The sequence below is a fragment of the Alicyclobacillus tolerans genome, assembly GCF_048984885.1.
In the GTDB taxonomy this organism is placed as follows: Bacteria; Bacillota; Bacilli; order Alicyclobacillales; family Alicyclobacillaceae; genus Alicyclobacillus_I; species Alicyclobacillus_I tolerans.
Map to the genome: position 1 here is coordinate 1,087,331 of NZ_JBMGNK010000002.1, position 19,844 is coordinate 1,107,174.

Below are 19,844 nucleotides of genomic sequence, written 5' to 3' on the forward strand. Positions count from 1 at the left end.
ACTTATCTTTACAATGATGAAAGGAGTGGTCCGTGAGTGTTGGCAGAAAATGAACTCTTACAACATCCGGGTTTTACGAGTGCCGCTGAATTGACCGCTTTACCTGCTTTGCGTGTGGTCCAACCAGATGGTCAAGCGAATGAGGAACTTTTATCTCGGGTTTCTGATGAAGAATTGATAGCTATGTATCAGCAGATGCTGCGCGTTCGTCTGTTCGATCGCAAGTGTATCGCTCTGCAACGCCAAGGGAAGATGGGCACTTACGCTCCTTTTGAAGGGCAGGAAGCTGCGCAAGTGGCGAGCGCCGTATGCCTGACAAATAAAGATTGGATGTTTCCTACTTACCGCGATCACGCTGCAGCCATGACTCGGGGATTGCCTATGCAGACGGTGTATCGCTACTGGATGGGACAGATGGACGGTTTTAGTGTACCGGACGAGTTGAATATTCTCCCGCCGTGCGTTCCGATTGCTACCCATTTACTGCATGGTGTCGGAGCAGCTTGGGCAGCTCGATTGCGTGACGAAGATACGGTCTCTTTCTGCTATTTCGGTGATGGTGCTACTTCAGAAGGTGATTTTCACGAGGCGCTTAATTTCGCCGGAGTCTTTCATCTGCCAGTGGTATTCTTTTGCCAGAACAACGGTTTTGCCATCAGTGTACCTTTTGCTCGTCAATCTGCGTCCCCTACAATTGCCAAGCGGGCGTCCGCGTATGGTATGGATGGCATTCGTGTGGATGGAAATGATGCAGTTGCAGTGTATCTTGCTTGTCAGACAGCTATTCACAAGGCGCGCAATGGTGGCGGACCTACTCTGATTGAGGCAGTCACGCAGCGGTTTGGCGCGCACACGACAGCAGATGATCCAACTCGCTATCGCGATCAGGCAGCTATGAACGAAGAATGGCGCCGCGAGCGCGATGCTGTGCAACGTCTGCGTTTGCTTTTGACGTCCAAGGGTCTATGGGATGACAATCGCGAAGAACAATGGATTGCCAAAGTGGGAAATGAACTGGTGAATGCTTGGGAAGAAGCGGTGGCAATGCCGTTCTCTGAGCCCATAGAGATGTTTGACCATGTCTATAGTAAAATGCCTGCGCACTTGGAGGAACAGAAAAAATTGTTAGCAGGAGGTGGACTGGCGTGACTCGGATGTTGAATATGGTTCAAGCTATTCGTGACGCACTGGACGTCAAATTGGCAGAAGACAACCGCGTATTAGTGCTTGGTGAAGATGTGGGTGTCAACGGCGGAGTTTTCCGAGCCACGGACGGACTGCAGGATAAATATGGTCCTGAACGGGTCATTGATACGCCGCTGGCCGAATCGGGTATCATTGGTTCTTCTATTGGGTTGGCCTTAAACGGATTTCGGCCTGTAGCAGAAATTCAGTTTTTAGCTTTCATTTTTCCAGGTTTAGAACAAGTTTTTGCTCATGCAGCCAGAATGCGTTATCGCACTCGAGGGCGCTTTACAGCTCCTCTTGTCATTCGTGCTCCTTATGGCGCTGGTATTCGCGGGCCTGAATTACATTCAGAAAGTTTAGAGAGTTTATTTGCGCATACGCCAGGTCTGCGTGTGGTTGCGCCAAGCAATCCTTATGATGCTAAGGGCATGTTGATATCCGCAATGGAAGTGGACGATCCGGTCATTTTCCTTGAGCCAACTCGGCTTTACCGAGCAGGGACACGTGATGTTCCAGAAGGCAGCTATCGTGTGTCGCTTGAGAAGGCTGAACGTTTGACGGAAGGTAGAGATGTATCGCTGTTTGCTTGGGGAGCTATGGTACCTGTAGCGTTGCGAGCGGCGGAACAATTGGAGAAAGAGCAAGGATTGAGCGCAGAAGTGATTGATTTGCGTTCTTTGATGCCGCTTGACAAGGAGACCATTCTTTCTTCTGTAGAGAAAACTGGTCGTGCTGTGATTGTGCATGAAGCGCATCAAACAGCTGGACTGGGTGCAGAAATTGCTGCACTTTTGGCAGATGAGGCGGTCTGGTGTTTAAGGGCGCCGATCAAACGGGTAGCGGGTTTTGATGTACCCGTGCCTCCTTTTTCTGTGGAAGACGCGTATTTACCAACAGCAGAACGCGTTTTGGCAGGACTGAAGGAAGTGGTGATGGCTGAATGAGCACTACAATGATTCAAAATGGCGAGACGACGGGTATTTATGAATTTCGACTGGCCGATATTGGTGAAGGCGTTCATACAGCTACCATTGCGCGTTGGCTGGTTGAAAAGGGGCAAAAAGTGGCTTTGGATGAACCTTTGGTACTGGTTGAAACGGACAAAGTAACAGCTGAACTGCCTTCGCCAGTAGCCGGAGAGATAGTAGAATTAGCGGCGCCAGAAGGAGCCAGTTTATCAGTGGGCGAAGTGCTCGTTAAAATTCGTACACACTCCAAGGCAGATGATAACGCTCTAAGCAAAGCTTCAACGGCAGAAACTCCCCCGCAGGCAACTGTATCTTCCATGAAAGCTGACCGAATGTTGGGGGACGTTCCTCAGGCACAAGATACAGTAAATGGCAGTCCCATGTCAGGCCAAACGGCGATGGTGCGAGCTACTCCATATGTGCGGAAATTGGCGCGCAAACTGGGAGTTGATTTGTTGACCGTTGTGCCTACCGGGAAAGAGGGACGCATTACGGAAGCAGATGTGCTTCACACGAGCCAATTGTCCGAACAAACCGGTCAGGAGAAATCTAAACTTAATTTGCAACAGCAAGCCACTTCTGTGCCCAGAGAAGAACGAATTCCATTTACGGGTATTCGTAAAAAGATTGCTGAGCATATGGTTCACTCTGTGCGTACCATTCCACATGTAACGCATTCCGATGAAATTGAGATGGACGCTATATCGGATATATGGCAAAAAGCGAAAAAAGCGGCTGCAAGTCAAGAAATCCGTTTAACATTGCTTGCTTTTATGGCAAAAGCAGTTGCTTTGGCTATTCGTGAGTACCCCTATATCAACAGTTCCATTGATGAAGAAAAAAACGAGATTGTGCTTAAGTCTTATGTCAATTTGGGCATTGCAACCGATACAGATGCGGGACTTTTGGTACCTGTGGTAAAGGGTGTAGAGAATTTGAGTGTGCTCGAGATTGCTCAGCAAATTCAGTCTCTCACAGAAAAAGCTCGTACAGGCAAGTTGGGATTAGGGGATACTGCTGGTGGCACTTTTACCATCAGTAACATGGGTGGGATTGGAAGCCAACATGCAACTCCTATTATTCGTCATCCTGAGGCGGCGATTCTTGCCTTGCACCGCATGGAACCGCGTGTAGTGGTAAGAGACGGAGAGATGGTCATTCGCAAGATGATGAATGTGTCACTCTCATTTGATCATCGACTTTTGGATGGTGCTACGGCAGTTCGGTTCACCAATCGTGTCAAGCAACTGCTGGAGGAACCGGAGCATTGGCTGCTGAACTTGAGATAAAAAAATACTTTACAGACTGGTGGCTTCAGCATACTATAAAAACAAGCAAGCGCTTGTTTGGGAAGAGATGAGGTGCGATAACATCGGCAAAGGACAGTCTACGTGAAAGCGGTACAAAGGAGAAGGCAAGAGAATCTATTCTGGCTGCTGCCCGTAAGCTCTTTAGCGAAAAAGGGTATCACGGTACGACGATTCGCGAAATAGCAGAAGAGCGGGGCATACTGTCAGGCAGTTTATACGCCCACATTGATTCAAAAGAAGATTTACTTTTTGCTATTGCAGATGAAGGTGCCAACGCTTTCATAGACGCATTGACTCCAGTGCTTGAAAAAGATGTGTCGGCTGCTGAAAAACTTCGTCTTGGCTTGGCGGCGCATATTGGTGTCATTGCTCATCGCTTGGAAGCAGCCCGCGTTTTTTTCCATGAATGGCATGCACTGGGTAAGGAACGGCGTCAAGAAATACTGGAAAAGCGTCTGAGCTATGAAGCAATGTGGGATGAAATTCTTCAACAGGGTATAAGTCAAGGGGAATTTTCGGCAGATGGCGCGCGGTTTGCCCGCTTATTGATTTTGTCCGTAGCCAACTGGGTCTATCAATGGTACAGTCCCAACGGCAGTCATAGTCCAGAGCAAATTGCCCATCAATTCTCTGCATTGATTTTGCATGGAATTGCTGCAAACCATGAAGATAAACTTGGACGGAGGTGAATCGGCATGTCGACATCGCTCGATAGAGCCCAATCAGTTGCGGATGATGCACAAAAAATGGAGCATTTTCTTGCTCGCATTGATGCGGGGGAGAAAATAGAGTCGACGGATTGGATGCCCCTGGAATATCGGTTGCTTTTGCTGCGTCTCATCCACATGCATGGCATCAGTGAAATTATGGGGGCTTATCCGGAAAAAGAGTGGGTTCCCAAAGCTCCTACTTTAGCTCGTAAACTCTCATTGCTCGCAAAAGTTCAAGATGAAATGGGCCATGGTCAGTTGCTCTTACGTGTTGCTGAAGATTTGGCAGCGCCGATTGGAGGCACGCGGGAGTCACTGATGACTGACGTATTTACGGGCAAAGTGAAATTTCACAATGTCTTTCATATGGAAGCCCCCAGTTGGGCGGATGCAGGAGTGATTGGCTGGTTGGTGGATGGTGCGGCCATCATTACACAAACGGCTCTTCTTGACGGTTCATATGCGCCGTACACGCGTGTATTGCGCCGCATCTGCGCAGAAGAAAGTTTTCATATGCAACATGGAGAGTCCATTATTCTCACATTGGCAGAAGGAACCAAGGAGCAGAGAAATATGCTCCAGGAGGCGCTCAATCGTTGGTGGCCGTCCCTGCTTTTCTTTTTTGGCCCAACTGAGGTGTCCGATCCGGTTCGCAAAATGATTCGTTACAAAATTCGTGAACGCACGAATGAAGAGTTACGTCAGAAATTTCTTTCTCGTTACGTACCGCGTATTCGTGCCATCGGGTTGACCATTCCAGATCATCAACTAGCCTATGACGAGAAGAAAGGCGAGTGGACGTACACGGCGCCCGATTGGGAATATTTTGGTCGCATGGTTCGCGAGAACAACGGTCCCAAATCAGCGGAACGAGTGGCTTTGCGCCGTCAAGCACATGAAGAACAAGCGTGGGCACGAGTGATTGGCTAAGCCGTCCCAGCTTTCCGCAGTCCGAAAGCAAGTGGCCTATTCTTACGAGATTTTTCTTAGGCCTATGAAAGCGAGTGATACAGTATGAGCCACACTTCACATAATGAGTCTGCACCCGTTACTGGCGAACAAATCTATGAAGTGTTTGTGCAATCCAATCATCAAGAGGCGCATCAACACGTAGGCAGCTTACTTGCACCAGATGACACTATGGCCATGCTCCTGGCAAGAGAAAATTTTCTGCGGCGTGACAAGGCAGTCAGTCTCTGGGTTGTACCGCGATCGGCCTTTATCGTAAAAGACTCCGGGGATGGGGCTTTTTTAAAGCGCGAATTTGACCGCAGTTATCGGGAGGTTCGCGGTTATGCTGATAATGCTGCGCGTTGGAAAGCGTTTAAAGCGAAAGCGCTGACACTTGAAGAAGTTATAGAGGATGTGCGTACACCATGAAGGATTCTACAGCGGCAGAAATCTCTCTTGAACGATTGCCCAAAGAGCAGAGAGAGGCTTGGCAAACCGTTTTGTTGATACTCGCCGATGATGAATTGGCGGCTGGACATAGGGCATCAGAGTGGCTTGGTTTGGCGCCGAGTGTTGAAGAGGATATCGCCTTTGCTTCGATTGCTCAAGACGAATTGGGGCATGCGCGCTTTTATTATCAATGGCTTGCTCGACTCGAAAATACGGATGTGGATGCGTTTGTCTTTAGACGCCCTTCAGCAGACTGGCGCAATGCAGTATTCTTGGAACGAGTGCGAGGGGATTTTGCAGAAGCGATGTTGCGTGTATGGCTTTATGACGAGTGGGATGCCATCCGTTTGAAAGCGCTCGCATCATGCTCGTTTGCACCGTTGGCTGTAGGTGCAAAGAAGATGCTTCGTGAGGAAGAGTACCATCTTGAGCACGCGCGAGCCTGGATGAAGCGTCTAGCCAGTGGTGGTGAAGCGCGCGTCCGACTGACTACCGCTTTGGCTCATAGTTTCCCTGCTTTAGCCGATCTCGCTGATTTTGGATCGGCAAACTTCGTTTTACCAGAGTTACTGGGTGTGGATATTCATTCATTGCGGGATGAATGGAAAAAAGAGGTTGCTGAACGGCTGGAAGCGTTGCGGTTGGTTTGTCCAGCATGGCCCGAACCTCAATCCGGCGGTCGCATGGGGCGACATACAGAAGATATGCAAGAGTTGCTCAGTACCATGACAGAAGTTTCTCGTTGGCTTCCAGAAGTGTCCTGGTAACCAGTCCAACCGGAAAGGAGGCTTCGGATGTGGATGCAGCGCTTGGTAACAATCATTCGCAAGCTGTGTGGAAACATTTAGAAAATATTGCCGATCCGGAATTGCCAGCCGTCAGTCTGGTCGATCTTGGTATCGTCCATCGTGTGGAGACAGAAGAGAATCGCGTGAAAGTTGAATTGCTGCCTACCTTTATCGGATGTCCGGCTCTTTCTGTGATAGCAGATGTCGTCGCTAGAGAGCTTCGTTCTCTGGATGGCGTAGAATCTGTTGATGTTCAATTTGTATATGACACCCTTTGGACGTCAGAACGCTTAACTGAGCGCGGAAAGCTGGCACTGAAGCGGTATGGCATTGCCCCGCCAAGTTTAGCGCAACCCGTTTGTCCCTACTGCGATTCTGTGGAGACAGAATTGACGAGTCGATTTGGACCAGCTCCTTGCCGAATGGTGGCTTACTGTCACCATTGTCAGCAGCCGTTTGAAGTTTTTAAAACACTCTGACTGAAGACGAAATTTCTATTTGGGGAGTGGGTCACCATGTTTGAGCCGCAAGTGGAAAGCATGAGTCGGGACGAGTTAGCGGATTTGCAAAGTCGACGTCTGCGTCAGCTAGTGCAACGCGCTTATGAAAAAGTGCCCTTTTATCGCCGGAAAATGGAGAGTCGCGGTTTAGTCCCACAAGATATTCGTTCCATTGCTGATATTCGCTACTTACCCACTTTGCAAAAATCAGACATGCGCGAACAATATCCATTTGGACTTTTTTCTGCTGAACGGGAAGAAATCGCTCGTTTTCACGCTTCTTCTGGAACCAAAGGCAAACCTACGCTGGTGGGATACACGGCTCATGATTTGCAGGTTTTTGCCAATCTCTTGGCGCGTTCGCTCGTAACAGCTGGAGCGACGCCGCAGGACACCATTCATGTGGCTTATGGCTATGGGCTTTTTACAGGCGGTCTTGGTTTTCATGCTGGTGTAGAACATCTTGGGGCTACCGTTGTGCCTGCTTCGAGCGGCCAAACTGTCAGGCAAGTGACGCTGATGCAAGATTTGCGTCCACAGGGAATTTGTTGTACACCGTCGTATGCCATGACATTGGCGGATGTGATGCTTCAACACTCCATACAACCCAAGAGTCTTGGGATTCGCTATGGTATTTTTGGCGCCGAGCCTTGGTCCGAGTCTATGCGTAAGCAGATTGAGGATATCTATGGATTGACAGCTTGCGATGTGTATGGTTTGTCTGAATTGATGGGACCGGGAGTAGCCATAGAATGTTTTGAAGAGCAGAACGGTTTGCATTTGGCAGAAGACCATTTTTACGCGGAAATTTGTCATCCAGATACGGGCGATCCCGTTCCTGAGAGTGAATATGGGGAACTGGTACTGACCGCTCTGAGCAAGGAAGCGATGGCCATTATTCGCTATCGAACAGGAGACATCACTCGTTTGAAGAGTGAGCCGTGTTCGTGCGGTCGAACACACAGGCGAATGGAGAGGCTGCTTGGACGGCGCGATGATATGTTGGTTGTACGCGGAGTCAACGTCTATCCATCAGAAATTGAGCGAGTGATTCTTGAGTGCCCTGAGCTTTCCGCTCATTATCAGATCCGTCGTGTGTATCAAGGCCATTTGGAGCAACTTGAAGTTCATGTAGAGGTGGCTGATTCGAGTGCTGCCAGTGTTGAATTAGCCGCGGCTGCATCCTTCAAGTCAGATGCTTTCTCTCGCCAGGTGGCAGAGAAGCTTTACAATACACTGGGAATTAAAGTCGAAGTGAAAATCTGCCCTCCGGGTACATTGCCGCGCAGTGAGGGGAAAGCTGTACGATTGGTGGAAGAACGTCACTCATAAACCTATCTATGAATGATGATGCAGTGATAGATTAGCAAGCTATGAATTTTGAAAACCGGGCCAAGCCCACGAAAGCGAGGAAAAACCATGGCCAAATTAATTGCCATTTATCGTCAACCTGAAGATGTAAAAGCTTTTGAGGATCACTATCAAAACATACATGCACCGCTTGCCATGAAAATGCCTGGGTTAGAAAAGATTGAGGTGACACGGATTGAAAGTGACGCAATGGGTCAACCAAGTGAATACTATCTTTTAGCCGAAATGTATTTTAAGAGTCAAGCTGAGTTGCAGTCTGCTATGCGCTCTCCAGAGGGAAAAGCGGCAGCCAAAGATCTGATGGGATTTGCCGGGAAAATTGTTCAAATGGTGATTGGCGAGACGGTCGAGGTGTAAACTATGCAATCGTTTACAAAGGTATCCTTCCCGCATGATGGTGTAGCACTGCTGTCCATCGGCACCGAAGATGGGCTGAATCCTCTTTCCATTGCGGGTATTAAAGAAATTGTGGATTGCTTAGATCGCTTGTCGGAACAGCCGGAAGTCCGGGTTGTGGTACTGACAGGCGGGGAACGTGCACTGGCTGCAGGCGCTGATATTTCGGAAATGGAAAACCTCAGTTTGATGGAAATGAAATTGAAAAATCAATTTCGCGATTGGGATCGGATGGCTTGGTTTCCTAAACCACTTTTAGCAGCCGTGCGTGGCTATGCTTTGGGTGGCGGGTTTGAGCTGGCGCTGCTCTGTGACATGATTTTTGCCGATCCTAAAGCGACGTTTGGATTTCCGGAATGCAAACTTGGCCTTATGCCTGGTGCAGGCGGAACACAACGCTTAGCCCGTAAAATCGGCGCTGGAAAAGCGCTTTCTCTGCTTTGGACAGGAGATTCTGTCAAAGCAGAAGAAGGTTTTCAACTCGGTTTTGTCGATCGTGTGGCACAAGAAGGGGAATGCCTGAACGAGACGATAGATTTTGCTAAACGTCTGGCCCAGGGGGCGCCGCTTGCGATTCGAGCCATTAAGGAAGCTGTATGGCATGGTATCGATATCCCTTTGCTGGCGGGCATGGAAATGGAACGCAACCTGTTTTATCAACTATTTTCCAGCGAAGATAGCCGCGAAGGAATGTCAGCTTTTCGCGAGAAACGTGCGCCGCGCTTTACAGGCCGTTGACCGTCAACGTCTGTCCGTCTCGCCACGCTTCATTCAGAGAATGGGGGAAGAAGGATGGCTGAACACCAGGATGTTCTTTTTGAAATATCCCAGGGCGTGGCTACCATCACGCTAAACCGGCCTGAGAAATTGAACGCTCTGACCATGGACATGCTGCATCAACTCGCTCTTCTCATCGCTAAGTGTGCAGAACACGATGATGTCCGCGCGGTCTTACTGACAGGAGTTGGACGTGGATTCTCTGCTGGTCAAGATTTAGCTGCGGTACAGGGAAATCAGCCCGTGAATTTTGAACAAGTCGTTCGTGAGGGATACAACCCGGTAGTGCAAGGCATTGCTGCTTGTCCCAAGCCAGTCATTGCTGCTGTCAATGGCGTTGCAGCAGGTGCAGGAGCGAATCTAGCTCTCGCTTGTGACTTGTTGGTGGCTGCAGAGTCGGCTGTCTTTATTCAGGCCTTTACTGCAATTGGGTTGGTGCCGGATTCCGGAGGCACCTGGTTTTTGCCAAGAATATTTGGTCTGCATAAAGCCAAGGAACTCGCCTTTCTCGGTGAACGTCTGACTGCAGCAGAAGCTAAGCAATGGGGAATGGTAGCGCGTATCTTTACCCATGAGAATTTTGCTGCGGAATCTTTTCAATTTGCCCATCAGATAGCTACTTTACCAACAGCAGCTCTGGCCATGACCAAAGCTGCCATGCATCAGGCACTCTCTTTACCGCTTGCTGAGGCGCTTGATGCAGAGGCCAAGTGGCAGGGAAAGGCAGGTCTTACAACCGATCACGCTGAAGGAGTTGCGGCATTTCTGGAAAAACGCAAACCGCATTTTCAAGGAAAATAAAGCGCCGCACGCATGGGGAGAGGAGGAGCGAAATGAAGTCTGGACTCTACGTAGGCTATCAAGAAACGCTTGAATTTGATGTGACGGAGGACATGTGTCCTGAGTTTGGCGGTCAACGTGTCCATGCTACACTCTCCACCGTTTCTCTTGTCTATTATATGGAATGGGTGGCAAGACGAGTTATCTTACCTTTTCTGGAACCCCATGAAGAAGGAATAGGTGCGGCTGTGGAAGTCCGTCATGCGGCGCCAGCTCCGGTAGGTACGCGTGTACGGCTTCTTGCCGAAGTAACGGAATGTAGTCAGAGTAAAGTCATCTGCAAGGTTAGCGCAGAGCACAAATTGGCTCAGGTAGGATACGGTTCGGTTGTACAAGCTATTTTACCTCGCGAAAAAATTTTGGAGCGAATTGATGGAATGCGAATTTGCTCGGAATCGCATTGACTGAGGCTTTGCAAATCGACGGGTAAGGTGAATGATGAATCGGAATAAAGGAGCGATTGGCTTTGGAAATTGGCAAAATGTATATCAATGGTGAATGGATAGCGGCTGTAGACGCTGGCACTTGGAAAGTTCATAATCCAGCAACCGGCGAATTGGTGGGTGAGGTAGCGTTTGGTGGCGGTGTTGAAGCGAATCAGGCCATTGCTGCTGCACATGCAGCGTTTCCTGCGTGGTCTGGTCTGACACCTAGAGAACGTGCCAAATATCTGCTTAAATTGCATGATTTAGTGCGTGCCAATCGCGATGATTTGGCTGAACGCATCTCGGCGGAGATGGGTAAACCGTTGCGTGAGGCTAAAGGGGAAGTACTCGGGGCTGCGGACAATTTTCTTTGGTATGCCGAAGAAGCGAAACGAGTTTATGGAGAAACCATACCAAGTTCCGTCCCTGGCAAACGTCTTTTTGTCCTGCGTCAACCAGTGGGGGTTGTCGCCGCTATCACCCCTTGGAATTTTCCTGTCAATATGGTGGCGCGGAAACTGGCTCCAGCGCTTGCTGCTGGTTGTACAGTAATCCTTAAACCTGCTGAATCTACGCCTCTTTCTGCGATTCGCTTGTTTGAGTTAATGGAAGAAGCCGGTTTTCCAGCTGGTGTGGCTAATCTTGTCATTGGCAATCCGGCAGCCATCGGAGAAGCTTTCTTGGAAAGTGAGCATGTGCGCAAGATTGCCTTTACCGGATCGACCCGTGTGGGCAAATTATTGATGGCTGGCGCAGCGCGTACTGTTAAACGGGTCAGTCTTGAACTAGGTGGGCATGCACCTGTGCTGGTCTTCGCCGATGCGAATCTCGATCAAGCGGTTCATGGGGTTTTTGAAAGCAAGTATCGCACCTCTGGACAGCAGTGCATTTGTGCCAATCGCCTGTACGTAGAAGACAGTATACATGATGCTTTTGTAGAAAAACTGAAAGAGCGAATTCTTGCCGCTAAAGTTGGAGATGGCCGCGAAAAGGGAGTAGAGATTGGTCCGCTCGTCAATGCTGCTGCGGTAGAGAAAGTGATGCAGCATGTGGACGACGCAGTGAGCAAAGGAGCCAAAGCCGTTGTTGGCGGTCACCGTTTGACCGAAGGAGCCTATAGCCAGGGACATTTTATGGCACCGACACTTTTGACGGATGTGGATGAGACCATGCTCGTCTGCCAGCAAGAGACGTTTGGACCTGTTTTGCCCGTTCTTCGCTTTCAGACAGAAGATGAAGCGATAGAGCGTGCGAATCATACCAACTACGGTTTGGCGGCTTATGTTTATACTAACAATCTCAGTCGCGCTTTGCGTGTATCGGAGAAATTGGAGTATGGCATGGTGGGAGTCAATGATGGAGAATTCACACAAACGCAGGCACCGTTTGGCGGTTTTAAAGAGAGTGGTTTGGGAAGAGAAGGCGGACATCATGCTATGGATGAATTTTTGGAAGTCAAAATGGTCTCCATTGCGCTTGATTAAACCTGTCTATTGTAACTCTGAGCATAGAGTGGCCGCTCATTTTTCATCTTGGGTTTAGATACCTGATCCAACCGGCATGCTGAGCACGATTTCGCTGGCATGCCGGTTGTTATGTTGATGAATTTTACAATGGGCGTTGCATCTGTTCGAGCAAAGTTTCAAGCACGTCGACGTCTTCTAATCCTGTAACATCGCCTTTCACATCACCGGTTTGGAGAATTTCACGCAGCATGCGGCGGATAATTTTGCCCGATCTCGTTTTTGGCATGACATCGACAAACAATATTTGGGATGGACGCGCAAAAGCACCAATGTCTTGTACAATCTTTTCTTTCAATTCATCTGCGATGTTTTCCGATACTGAATAGGCTTTGTCGAGTGTCACAAAGGCAACAGGCACCATGCCCTTGAGTGAATCAGGTTCTCCTACTACAGCTGCCTCCACCACGGCGGGATGTTGAATCAAGGCGCTCTCCATTTCCATGGTGCTGATTCGATGGCCTGACACATTAATCACGTCATCTACTCTGCCGAGTACCCAGTAGTGACCGAATGAGTCACGGATAGCGCTGTCTCCAGTGAAATAAGCGCCCGGCAATTGTGAAAAGTAAGATTGCAAGTATCTATGGCGATCGCCAAAAATATCGCGCGCCAATGTTGGAAAAATGCTGCGAATGACCAAAAAACCAGGAGTATTGTCCGGCAAGGAGCATCCATTTTGGTCAACAATGTCCAGATGGTGTCCAAAGAAAGGTACACCGCAGGATCCAGGACGCATGGCAACCGCACCCGGTAGCGAAGCAAGAGGCGTACCACCTGTCTCTGTCTGTCCCCACGTGTTGTTGATGACTGCTTGACCTTGGCCAAATACGCGCCGCAGAAAATGCCAAGCCTCCGGATTGAGAGGTTCGCCTACGGAAGCAAGCAATTGGACGTGATCAAGCTGATAGGATTTGGCAAGATCTTCACCGTGTTTCATCAGCATGCGGTAAGCAGTAGGTGCGGAAAAAAGTTTGTTGACCTGATAGCGTTCTATCATTTCGTAGAGTCGACCAGGATACGGATAATCCAGTGCGCCTTCATAAAGCAATGTCGTTGCGCCCATGGCCAAGCCGCCTACGAGTACAAAGATGTGAGATGTTAACCAGCCAATGTCAGCCGTATTCCAGTAGATATCTTGTGGTTGCAAGTCTAACTGATATTTGCTGTAAGCATACGTTCCCAACAAGAAACCGCCACCTGCGTGCACAATACCTTTCGGTTTGCCGCTTGTGCCACTGGTAAAGATTAATAATCCTGGAGCATTGGCTTCCATAGGTGTGACAGGGCAGTCAGGACTGGAACCTTTCATCAACTCTTCATAATCGAGATCTCGACCTGTGGTCATTGGCGTAGCTAAGTTTTGTATACGGCGAAAAACAATCACGTGCTCGACGCTGTCCACTCCTTGTAAGGCAAGATCGACAGTGTCCTTAAGAGGCAGAACTTTTCCACGTCGATAACTGGCATTAGAGCAGATTACCAATTTTGCCTTCGATGCGACAATTCGTTCGCGCAGTGCTTCGGCTGAAAATCCTGCAAACACTGTATTGTAGACAACGCCTATACGCAGACAGGCGAGAAGGACAACATAAGTCTCTAACAAATTTTGCATGTATACGCTTACAACATCGCCGGGTTGAAGTCCTAGAGAGCGAAGGACATTGGCGAATTTTGAAACTTGTTGCTGCAGCATAGCGTAGGTCAAACAATCTTTGTCGCCCGGTTCTCCTTCCCAAAAAAGTGCAACCTTATTTCGAAATGCAGGATTTTCGGCATGACGATCGACACAGTTGTCGCAGACATTGAGAAGACTTTCAGGAAAAAAGGAAAAATTGGGCATACTTCCGCTCCATACCGTACTCTTTCGATCCAAAAAACGCAATTCATCTGCAATGCGATTCCAAAATTGTTCGGGGTGTTCAATCGATTCTTGGTAGAGTTGCAAATATTCCTGCATGTTTTGTATGTAAGACGAATTACGATATTTGTCAGATGGATGATAATGTTCGTCAGATGCTAAAAAAACTGGTATTTCCATTCCATTCCCTCCTCTTGATTCAGATATATTCAAAAATTCGTAGAGTTAATATGAAAATCCTTGTTTGATAGGTGAGATCATTCTGAAAAAATCTTCAGCAGAAAACCAGTACAGTATTTCTAACGTATAATTCATAGAACCATTTCATGCATGTTTTCAAGGGGATACAGTGATTTCCGTCCCGGCTGATGGATGGCAGAAAAGAATGCTGAATCGTGTCGTATAATAGACGCATTGGGCTATCCATCGGGGAGTGAACGGGACTGTGGATTTGAATGAAGATGCTTTATTATTTCAGTCGCTTCAACATGGAGATAAGACTGCGTTTGAACGACTATATCATCAATATAGTTCATTGGTATATACGTTTGCTCTCAGGTGCTGTGGTAACCCCGATTTAGCCAGTGAGATAACTCAGGATGTTTTTCTCAGATTATGGAGAACCAAGGCTGTCTATCAACCAGAACTTAGTCGCTTTTCTACTTGGTTACTGACGATGACTCGCCATATCTGTTATGACAAACTGAGAAGCCCGTCACAGCAGGTTCAGAAAAAATCCGTTTCATTGGAATGGGATACGAATCGAGAGATGTTAAGGAACGGATCGACTCATGAAATAGAAAAGAGCTGGTTTCGTAAAGATATGGAAGATGCGCTGTCAGAATTGCGTCCCGAAGAACGAACCATTATTCAATTAGCTTACTTTCAAGGATATACACTGAATGAAATCTCACAACAACTCCATTTACCGATTGGTACGGTAAAAACCAGATTGCATAAAACTTTACGGCGTTTGAGATCGTACATGCGCGGTTGGGAAGGAGGCATAGATGATGAGCGGGCAAACGTGTGAATCCATGGATTGGCTTGCTTATTTATCGAATCAATTGTCTCCTGAAGAACACAGTCGAATGCAGGAGCATCTTCACTCTTGTACGGCTTGTCAAGCTGAATTGAAAGATATAGAACAACTGTTTGACCATTTATCCATCCATCTAGAGTTGATAGAACCCCCCGGTAGTCTTAAAGAGCGAGTGATGTCTTCGATTCAAGTAGAGAGTACAGAGGAGGTTGAAAACTACAAGCAAGAACAAGAAGCAAAAGGGCAACCTTTTTCACGGCTTGAATCCTTTCATCCGGGTTATCAAAGGCGTCGACCCTTTTGGATAGGGCTTGGTTATGCTATTTTGTTCTTTCTTTGCGGAGGTTTGGGCCTGCAACTCAATCATGAACACAAACTACTTACACAGTTGCAACAGCAAATGCAAGATACTCCTGCGATGTTATCCATGCATGCAACGTCGTATGATAAGGAGGGACAAGGTGAGGTCATTCTCATACCGAAAGGGAATTCTCTGCGCGTCATTGTCGTTGTTAACCATTTAAAACCAACCGTAGGCAGTCAAGTTTACCACATCTGGTTTTGGCATCATGGTACACGAAGCAGTGCAGGTGTGATGACAGTCAATGCAGAAGGGAAAGGAACGTTTGTTCAAACGTTTCCTATTTCCTTTCATCAAATCGATGGAATTGGGATTACTTTGGAACCTAATCCAAATACAACTCATCCTGTTGGCCCTAAAGTTTTAGGAGTGTCACATGTCTAAAGATGAGACGTGTCCATGGAACTGTTGCGTGTGAGATTAGACTCGTGAAGTCAAAATAAAGGGGCTTTCCTTCCAGTCACTTAGAATGACTGTTGGAAAAGCCCCTTAACGATTTGTCATTTTAATGACTCATTGACAAGTTTAAACTGTCATTGGACAATTGCAGGGATATTCCCGCATTCTCCAGTACGGATGTTAAGTCAGACAGACAAACGTATGTCGTAGGTTTTCCAGTATACGGATCGCTCTCAACCATTTTGCGAACAATCCCTGCATACGTACCATTCACCATCAGAGTAGCGCTTGTCAGCGGATCGCCCAATGAACTGGGAATATCTTTGGACATCATCGATGACATCTGACTCGAAGTAGAAATGTTCAATGTCGATCCGTTCCAAGTGGAAGAAAAATTCATGGCATGAAGAGCTTGCTGCAAGTAATAAACAGGTACATACCATTCACTTTTTCCCATATCCATGGCTTGCGTTTGATAAACATAAGGAGTTTCAACCGTTTGCTGATTCACTTGCATCATCATTTGCATTTTACCTGTGATTTGTAACGAAGGTTGATAGTCCAATTCGTTTACCGTGTTGCTGTTGTCGTCCGTATAATAGACTACCAAATTTCCGCTTGCATCTTTACTCGCGGCAATGCCAAATAATGCTGATCCTGCACCAGTTTTAGGGTTCACTGGAGTTTTATCAAGCACCACTTTTGCCACAGGCTGTGCTTTACCGTTGGGCAGGATACGCAGTTGAATCAAATCGTTGTTTCCTTGATTCACCACTAACAAATCTCCATTCACAGGATCAATCGTCAGACCTGCTGGTTTATTCAAAAGTCCGTTTTGATAAACCAATTTACCCATCCCTTGATTCTTACTGGCTGTACCGTCCCATTGAAAAGCGCGTATAGAATTATCGGCTGTATCTGTGACATAGAGTGTATGAGTCATAGTATCATAGGCCATTCCCTGAGGGCCTTCAATATTGTTGGCACCCCAACCGCTTTTCGCCAAACCACTGCCGAGGACGATAAAGTGAGTCGTTGTTTGAAAATCAGGTGGTGAAAATCCAAACATGGCCACCACTGTGCCATTTTGAGCCCCGGTTGCAAAAAAGGCTGCTGGCACAGTACTTCCATTCGATGTTGTATAAGCAGGTGCAAAGGCCTGTCCCCATGGGCCTTTCAATACTGGGTTGGTTATCCAGCCTCCTTGACCAAAGGATGTACCATTTGGTTTTGTCACTTGTACATTTCCGTCTGTTCCATTTTGTCCAAAGTTAGCAATCCAGAGCGGGCCTTTGGGAGAAAAGGCCATAGCAGCAGGTCCATTGGCGTTTGTGACAAAAGGAACAGGTTTACCTGCTACAATCCGTTCAATCGTTGTACCGGCTCCATTGGTACCTGCTTTGTTGGAGAAGTTAGAAACAAAAATTTCTCCATAAGTTGTTGAACCTGGTCGATTATCTACGACAACTGCGTAGGGATTGTTGTCTCCATTTGTTGGGTCAACAGTGGAGGAAACCACAAAATTTTGATTGAGTTGATTGATATTTCCTACACCCATCATGGAAGAATTGGCTGCAAATACGGTGGGTACGTTTAATGCTGCTAGAGAAAATATAGAACCCCCAAGCGCAGCAGCTTTCCAATAATTTTTTTTCATTAAGAAATTCCTCACCTTTCTGTGTAATGATGTCTATCACAGTCTAATACGAGCAAATGTGGCAAGCGGTTTTTATTTTGAAAAAACTATTTAAAAATAAACCAGGTGAATTCTATTTCTTTCAGGCGTACAATCGTTGACAAAGTTATCGAATCGATTCAACTGATTGCCGATGGGGGAGAAAATGATGCAGTTTATACCGAAAGCTTTAGGGCAATCCAATGATTTGTTGACCTTCTGGGATCATTTACCGGAAATGGCGATTCTGTTGCCGCGTCCTCTACAGGTTGTATCAGAAATTCAGTGGGGAATTGGCGAATTAGACAGGCAGCCTTGTTTGATACTCTATCTGTTTGTGGGTGAAGATACGTTAGAATTGTTGCTTCCCCGCGAATTGCCGACGTCTCCACATGAGCAGGTGGATGTGTGGGAGCTACTCATATCTTGGAGGACTGACTGCGTAAAATTACGTTATGGAGAAAGTCCACTGCATGCGGAGCAAGAAGTCACTCTTTTTTTGCCAGCCTCCGAATCGGAAGCTCTTCTTTCACAATTATATCTCTTCGTTCAAAAATCATTGACATTGTCTTCTACAAAAGAACTCCCTCAAAGTCATCAAGACTGTCTAATAGCACTGAAAGAAAGGATTGAAGAACACAGAGAGCAAAGCAGGGAATCGGTTTAAGGTCGGGAGAGACGATTGATGCACATAGAAAGTCATGAAGTGTTTTGTGCTGTGGTTGAGCATGGGAGCTTATCCCGTGCAGCGCATTTATTGCATATGACGCAGTCTACAGCAAGTCGTCATTTACAGGTGTTAGAAGAAGAATATGGAGGCTTGTTGTTTGAGCGAAGTGCTTCTGGATTGACACTGACATCGCTCGGACATGCCTTGTATCCCTTTAGCAGAGATATGTTGAGTTGTCATATGCGCGCTAAAGAAGAAATATTTCGTCTGCGCAGTCAAGGCGGGGGATTGTGCGTAGGAGCAACCTTGTCGATTGGCGAATATGTGCTTCCTGAACTTCTTGGTGAATTAAAAAAACAGTATCCTCTTACCGAAATTCGCATGCGTATAGCCAATACAGCTGAAGTGTTGAGGCTTTTAATCCATCACAGTATTGATATTGGTATTGTCGAGGGGCAGGTAAAATCTGCTTCCGATTTTCAAATTACTGAATGGATGGAGGACGATCTCGTTCTAGTTTGTCCACCTTTTCATCCGTTTGTTCATCAATCAGAAGTTACTTTGCAAGAAGTTTTACAAGAACCTCTTTTGTGTCGTGAAGAAGGTTCCGGTACGCGGCAAATTACAGAGCAAGCTCTTGATAAAGCAGGAGTTTTAGATCGAGTATCTTTTATGATGGAACTTGGCAGTACACAGGCGATTAAATCTGCGATTACTGCTGGCCTGGGTATTGCTTTTCTGTCAAGACTAGTGATTCGTGAGGATTGTTTGAACGGTACGTTGGTAGAAATCCCGGTCAGTGAGTTTCGCATTCATCGAAAACTATACATTGTGCAAAGACAAGAACGTTATGCGCGATACATGGTTGCCCATTTTTTATCGCTCTTATTAAAAGAAAGTTCCTCTTCCAAACACCGAGACGGACGGGAGTTGAAAACATGAACTGGATTCCTATGTTATCTATGACGGAGGGAATGGTTACGCCGGATACAGGTTTTATGGAGTTTAATTTGCAAATGCCAATGGGATATCGCGAATGGCGAGGTATGTTTACTGAATTGGGTGTAGAATCCACGTTATTTAATGGATACGCTCTTCAATACAAAGATGGTGGCAAAAAAATATCAGACACAGCTGTCCAACTGCATTTTTTTGAACACGGTTTGTATATTGCTCCACCCTTTGTTACAGAAGAATACTATTTTCACATTCCTATTCGGGAGTTAAAAATAGGAAAAGTTTATTTTGATCTTCCTAAAGAACAGAATTTGCTTTCCTTAGAAGGATATAAGCCGAAAAGAGAGCAACTGCAAGCAATTGACATCTGGTCATGTCTTTCGGAGGATATGGAAGAACAAATCATTTATTCATTTTTTTATGAGGTTCATATCCAAACCGATTCGCGAATCTATCATTTTGAACGTTTTCGTCTGCAACAGTAGCTACTCAACTGATAGTACGTGTGGTTGACATGAAGACAGCTTACCGAACTACAAAACTATTTGTGAAATACTCACCCTAAAGATATTCTGATGCCCGTCAATCGGTTACGAAGTATAGGAAGACGGATGCCTAATGTCGTTCGAATTTATAGGTGTCGATCACATTCAATTAGCTGCCCCTGAAGGTTGAGAAGTGG

21 protein-coding genes are annotated in these 19,844 nt (G+C 46.9%); 19 read left to right on the plus strand and 2 right to left on the minus strand.

Features of this window, described 5'->3' with window-relative positions; translation table 11 throughout:
* Positions 1 to 108 precede the first annotated feature (108 nt).
* The 14 genes from pdhA to ACOJUR_RS05440 all read left to right on the plus strand — a co-directional run bounded on the left by pdhA (position 109) and on the right by ACOJUR_RS05440 (position 12,158).
* The gene (gene pdhA, locus ACOJUR_RS05375; protein WP_420950506.1) at positions 109 to 1,149 is read left to right on the plus strand and encodes a pyruvate dehydrogenase (acetyl-transferring) E1 component subunit alpha; all 1,041 of its coding nucleotides are present in this window, start codon (positions 109 to 111) and stop codon (positions 1,147 to 1,149) included.
* On the plus strand, positions 1,146 to 2,132 hold the full coding sequence (locus tag ACOJUR_RS05380; protein ID WP_304503215.1) for an alpha-ketoacid dehydrogenase subunit beta: 987 nt from the start codon (positions 1,146 to 1,148) through the stop codon (positions 2,130 to 2,132). The genes pdhA and ACOJUR_RS05380 overlap by 4 nt, the downstream gene beginning before the upstream one ends.
* Complete coding sequence (locus ACOJUR_RS05385; RefSeq protein ID WP_420949464.1) at positions 2,129 to 3,445, plus strand: dihydrolipoamide acetyltransferase family protein; 1,317 nt, start codon at positions 2,129 to 2,131, stop codon at positions 3,443 to 3,445. The genes ACOJUR_RS05380 and ACOJUR_RS05385 overlap by 4 nt, the downstream gene beginning before the upstream one ends.
* A 140-nt stretch (positions 3,446 to 3,585) precedes the next feature.
* Entirely contained in the window at positions 3,586 to 4,155 is a 570-nt protein-coding gene (locus ACOJUR_RS05390) for a TetR/AcrR family transcriptional regulator (RefSeq protein ID WP_278247825.1), read from the plus strand.
* 6 nt (positions 4,156 to 4,161) lie between these two features.
* Positions 4,162 to 5,106 (plus strand): 1,2-phenylacetyl-CoA epoxidase subunit PaaA, encoded by a 945-nt coding sequence (paaA, locus tag ACOJUR_RS05395; protein ID WP_420949465.1) that lies wholly within the window; start codon positions 4,162 to 4,164, stop codon positions 5,104 to 5,106.
* An 84-nt stretch (positions 5,107 to 5,190) separates the two neighbouring features.
* Positions 5,191 to 5,556, plus strand: a complete 366-nt coding sequence (locus ACOJUR_RS05400) for a hypothetical protein (RefSeq protein WP_072872780.1) — start codon at positions 5,191 to 5,193, stop codon at positions 5,554 to 5,556.
* A complete protein-coding gene (paaC, locus tag ACOJUR_RS05405; RefSeq protein WP_420949466.1) occupies positions 5,553 to 6,344 on the plus strand; it encodes a 1,2-phenylacetyl-CoA epoxidase subunit PaaC in 792 nt (263 codons plus the stop codon). Before ACOJUR_RS05400 ends, paaC begins: the two co-directional genes overlap by 4 nt.
* A gap of 29 nt (positions 6,345 to 6,373) precedes the next feature.
* Positions 6,374 to 6,844, plus strand: a complete 471-nt coding sequence (paaD, locus tag ACOJUR_RS05410; RefSeq protein WP_072872782.1) for a 1,2-phenylacetyl-CoA epoxidase subunit PaaD — start codon at positions 6,374 to 6,376, stop codon at positions 6,842 to 6,844.
* Between the two features lie 36 nt (positions 6,845 to 6,880).
* Positions 6,881 to 8,197 (plus strand): phenylacetate--CoA ligase family protein, encoded by a 1,317-nt coding sequence (locus ACOJUR_RS05415; protein ID WP_420949467.1) that lies wholly within the window; start codon positions 6,881 to 6,883, stop codon positions 8,195 to 8,197.
* Positions 8,198 to 8,284: 87 nt separating this feature from the next.
* Entirely contained in the window at positions 8,285 to 8,593 is a 309-nt protein-coding gene (locus ACOJUR_RS05420; RefSeq protein ID WP_072872784.1) for an EthD family reductase, read from the plus strand.
* Between the two features lie 3 nt (positions 8,594 to 8,596).
* Positions 8,597 to 9,370: an enoyl-CoA hydratase-related protein gene (locus tag ACOJUR_RS05425; protein WP_420949468.1), complete on the plus strand. Its 774-nt coding sequence runs from the start codon at positions 8,597 to 8,599 to the stop codon at positions 9,368 to 9,370.
* 54 nt (positions 9,371 to 9,424) lie between these two features.
* Complete coding sequence (locus ACOJUR_RS05430) at positions 9,425 to 10,210, plus strand: enoyl-CoA hydratase-related protein (RefSeq protein WP_072872786.1); 786 nt, start codon at positions 9,425 to 9,427, stop codon at positions 10,208 to 10,210.
* Between the two features lie 32 nt (positions 10,211 to 10,242).
* A complete protein-coding gene (locus tag ACOJUR_RS05435; RefSeq protein ID WP_420949469.1) occupies positions 10,243 to 10,653 on the plus strand; it encodes a thioesterase family protein in 411 nt (136 codons plus the stop codon).
* Between the two features lie 77 nt (positions 10,654 to 10,730).
* A complete protein-coding gene (locus tag ACOJUR_RS05440) occupies positions 10,731 to 12,158 on the plus strand; it encodes an NAD-dependent succinate-semialdehyde dehydrogenase (RefSeq protein WP_420950507.1) in 1,428 nt (475 codons plus the stop codon).
* Positions 12,159 to 12,282: 124 nt separating this feature from the next.
* Here ACOJUR_RS05440 and acs read toward each other — a convergent pair whose 3' ends face one another.
* A complete protein-coding gene (acs, locus tag ACOJUR_RS05445; protein WP_306953166.1) occupies positions 12,283 to 14,238 on the minus strand; it encodes an acetate--CoA ligase in 1,956 nt (651 codons plus the stop codon).
* A gap of 265 nt (positions 14,239 to 14,503) precedes the next feature.
* Here acs and ACOJUR_RS05450 point away from each other — a divergent pair, with 265 nt between their 5' ends.
* Positions 14,504 to 15,091, plus strand: coding sequence for an RNA polymerase sigma factor (locus ACOJUR_RS05450; protein WP_420949470.1), 588 nt, complete (start codon positions 14,504 to 14,506; stop codon positions 15,089 to 15,091).
* Positions 15,072 to 15,845 carry an anti-sigma factor domain-containing protein gene (locus ACOJUR_RS05455; protein ID WP_420949471.1) on the plus strand — a complete coding sequence of 258 codons (774 nt, stop codon included), beginning with the start codon at positions 15,072 to 15,074 and terminating at the stop codon, positions 15,843 to 15,845. The genes ACOJUR_RS05450 and ACOJUR_RS05455 overlap by 20 nt, the downstream gene beginning before the upstream one ends.
* A gap of 121 nt (positions 15,846 to 15,966) precedes the next feature.
* Here the strand turns inward: ACOJUR_RS05455 and ACOJUR_RS05460 are convergent, their stop codons facing one another.
* Positions 15,967 to 17,517, minus strand: a complete 1,551-nt coding sequence (locus ACOJUR_RS05460; protein WP_420949472.1) for an NHL repeat-containing protein — start codon at positions 17,515 to 17,517, stop codon at positions 15,967 to 15,969.
* Positions 17,518 to 17,689: 172 nt separating this feature from the next.
* On the opposite strand from ACOJUR_RS05460, the gene ACOJUR_RS05465 reads away from it, so the two are divergent.
* The 3 genes from ACOJUR_RS05465 to ACOJUR_RS05475 are packed head-to-tail and all read left to right on the plus strand — an operon-like array spanning position 17,690 to position 19,647.
* Positions 17,690 to 18,202 (plus strand): hypothetical protein, encoded by a 513-nt coding sequence (locus ACOJUR_RS05465; protein WP_420949473.1) that lies wholly within the window; start codon positions 17,690 to 17,692, stop codon positions 18,200 to 18,202.
* An 18-nt stretch (positions 18,203 to 18,220) separates the two neighbouring features.
* Positions 18,221 to 19,147: a LysR family transcriptional regulator gene (locus tag ACOJUR_RS05470; protein ID WP_072872793.1), complete on the plus strand. Its 927-nt coding sequence runs from the start codon at positions 18,221 to 18,223 to the stop codon at positions 19,145 to 19,147.
* The gene (locus ACOJUR_RS05475) at positions 19,144 to 19,647 is read left to right on the plus strand and encodes a hypothetical protein (protein WP_420949474.1); all 504 of its coding nucleotides are present in this window, start codon (positions 19,144 to 19,146) and stop codon (positions 19,645 to 19,647) included. Before ACOJUR_RS05470 ends, ACOJUR_RS05475 begins: the two co-directional genes overlap by 4 nt.
* Positions 19,648 to 19,844: the final 197 nt, after the last annotated feature.

What these genes read in the sequence shown, in the direction of transcription:
- ACOJUR_RS05385 (WP_420949464.1), top strand. Translation starts at nt 2,129, where the DNA reads ATGAGCACTACAATGATTCAAAATGGCGAGACGACGGGTATTTATGAA.
- paaA (WP_420949465.1), top strand. Translation starts at nt 4,162, where the DNA reads ATGTCGACATCGCTCGATAGAGCCCAATCAGTTGCGGATGATGCACAA.
- ACOJUR_RS05400 (WP_072872780.1), top strand. Translation starts at nt 5,191, where the DNA reads ATGAGCCACACTTCACATAATGAGTCTGCACCCGTTACTGGCGAACAA.
- paaC (WP_420949466.1), top strand. Translation starts at nt 5,553, where the DNA reads ATGAAGGATTCTACAGCGGCAGAAATCTCTCTTGAACGATTGCCCAAA.
- ACOJUR_RS05415 (WP_420949467.1), top strand. Translation starts at nt 6,881, where the DNA reads ATGTTTGAGCCGCAAGTGGAAAGCATGAGTCGGGACGAGTTAGCGGAT.
- ACOJUR_RS05420 (WP_072872784.1), top strand. Translation starts at nt 8,285, where the DNA reads ATGGCCAAATTAATTGCCATTTATCGTCAACCTGAAGATGTAAAAGCT.
- ACOJUR_RS05425 (WP_420949468.1), top strand. Translation starts at nt 8,597, where the DNA reads ATGCAATCGTTTACAAAGGTATCCTTCCCGCATGATGGTGTAGCACTG.
- ACOJUR_RS05430 (WP_072872786.1), top strand. Translation starts at nt 9,425, where the DNA reads ATGGCTGAACACCAGGATGTTCTTTTTGAAATATCCCAGGGCGTGGCT.
- ACOJUR_RS05435 (WP_420949469.1), top strand. Translation starts at nt 10,243, where the DNA reads ATGAAGTCTGGACTCTACGTAGGCTATCAAGAAACGCTTGAATTTGAT.
- ACOJUR_RS05440 (WP_420950507.1), top strand. Translation starts at nt 10,731, where the DNA reads ATGTATATCAATGGTGAATGGATAGCGGCTGTAGACGCTGGCACTTGG.
- acs (WP_306953166.1), bottom strand. Translation starts at nt 14,238, where the DNA reads ATGGAAATACCAGTTTTTTTAGCATCTGACGAACATTATCATCCATCT.
- ACOJUR_RS05455 (WP_420949471.1), top strand. Translation starts at nt 15,072, where the DNA reads ATGAGCGGGCAAACGTGTGAATCCATGGATTGGCTTGCTTATTTATCG.
- ACOJUR_RS05460 (WP_420949472.1), bottom strand. Translation starts at nt 17,517, where the DNA reads ATGAAAAAAAATTATTGGAAAGCTGCTGCGCTTGGGGGTTCTATATTT.
- ACOJUR_RS05465 (WP_420949473.1), top strand. Translation starts at nt 17,690, where the DNA reads ATGGGGGAGAAAATGATGCAGTTTATACCGAAAGCTTTAGGGCAATCC.
- ACOJUR_RS05470 (WP_072872793.1), top strand. Translation starts at nt 18,221, where the DNA reads ATGCACATAGAAAGTCATGAAGTGTTTTGTGCTGTGGTTGAGCATGGG.
- ACOJUR_RS05475 (WP_420949474.1), top strand. Translation starts at nt 19,144, where the DNA reads ATGAACTGGATTCCTATGTTATCTATGACGGAGGGAATGGTTACGCCG.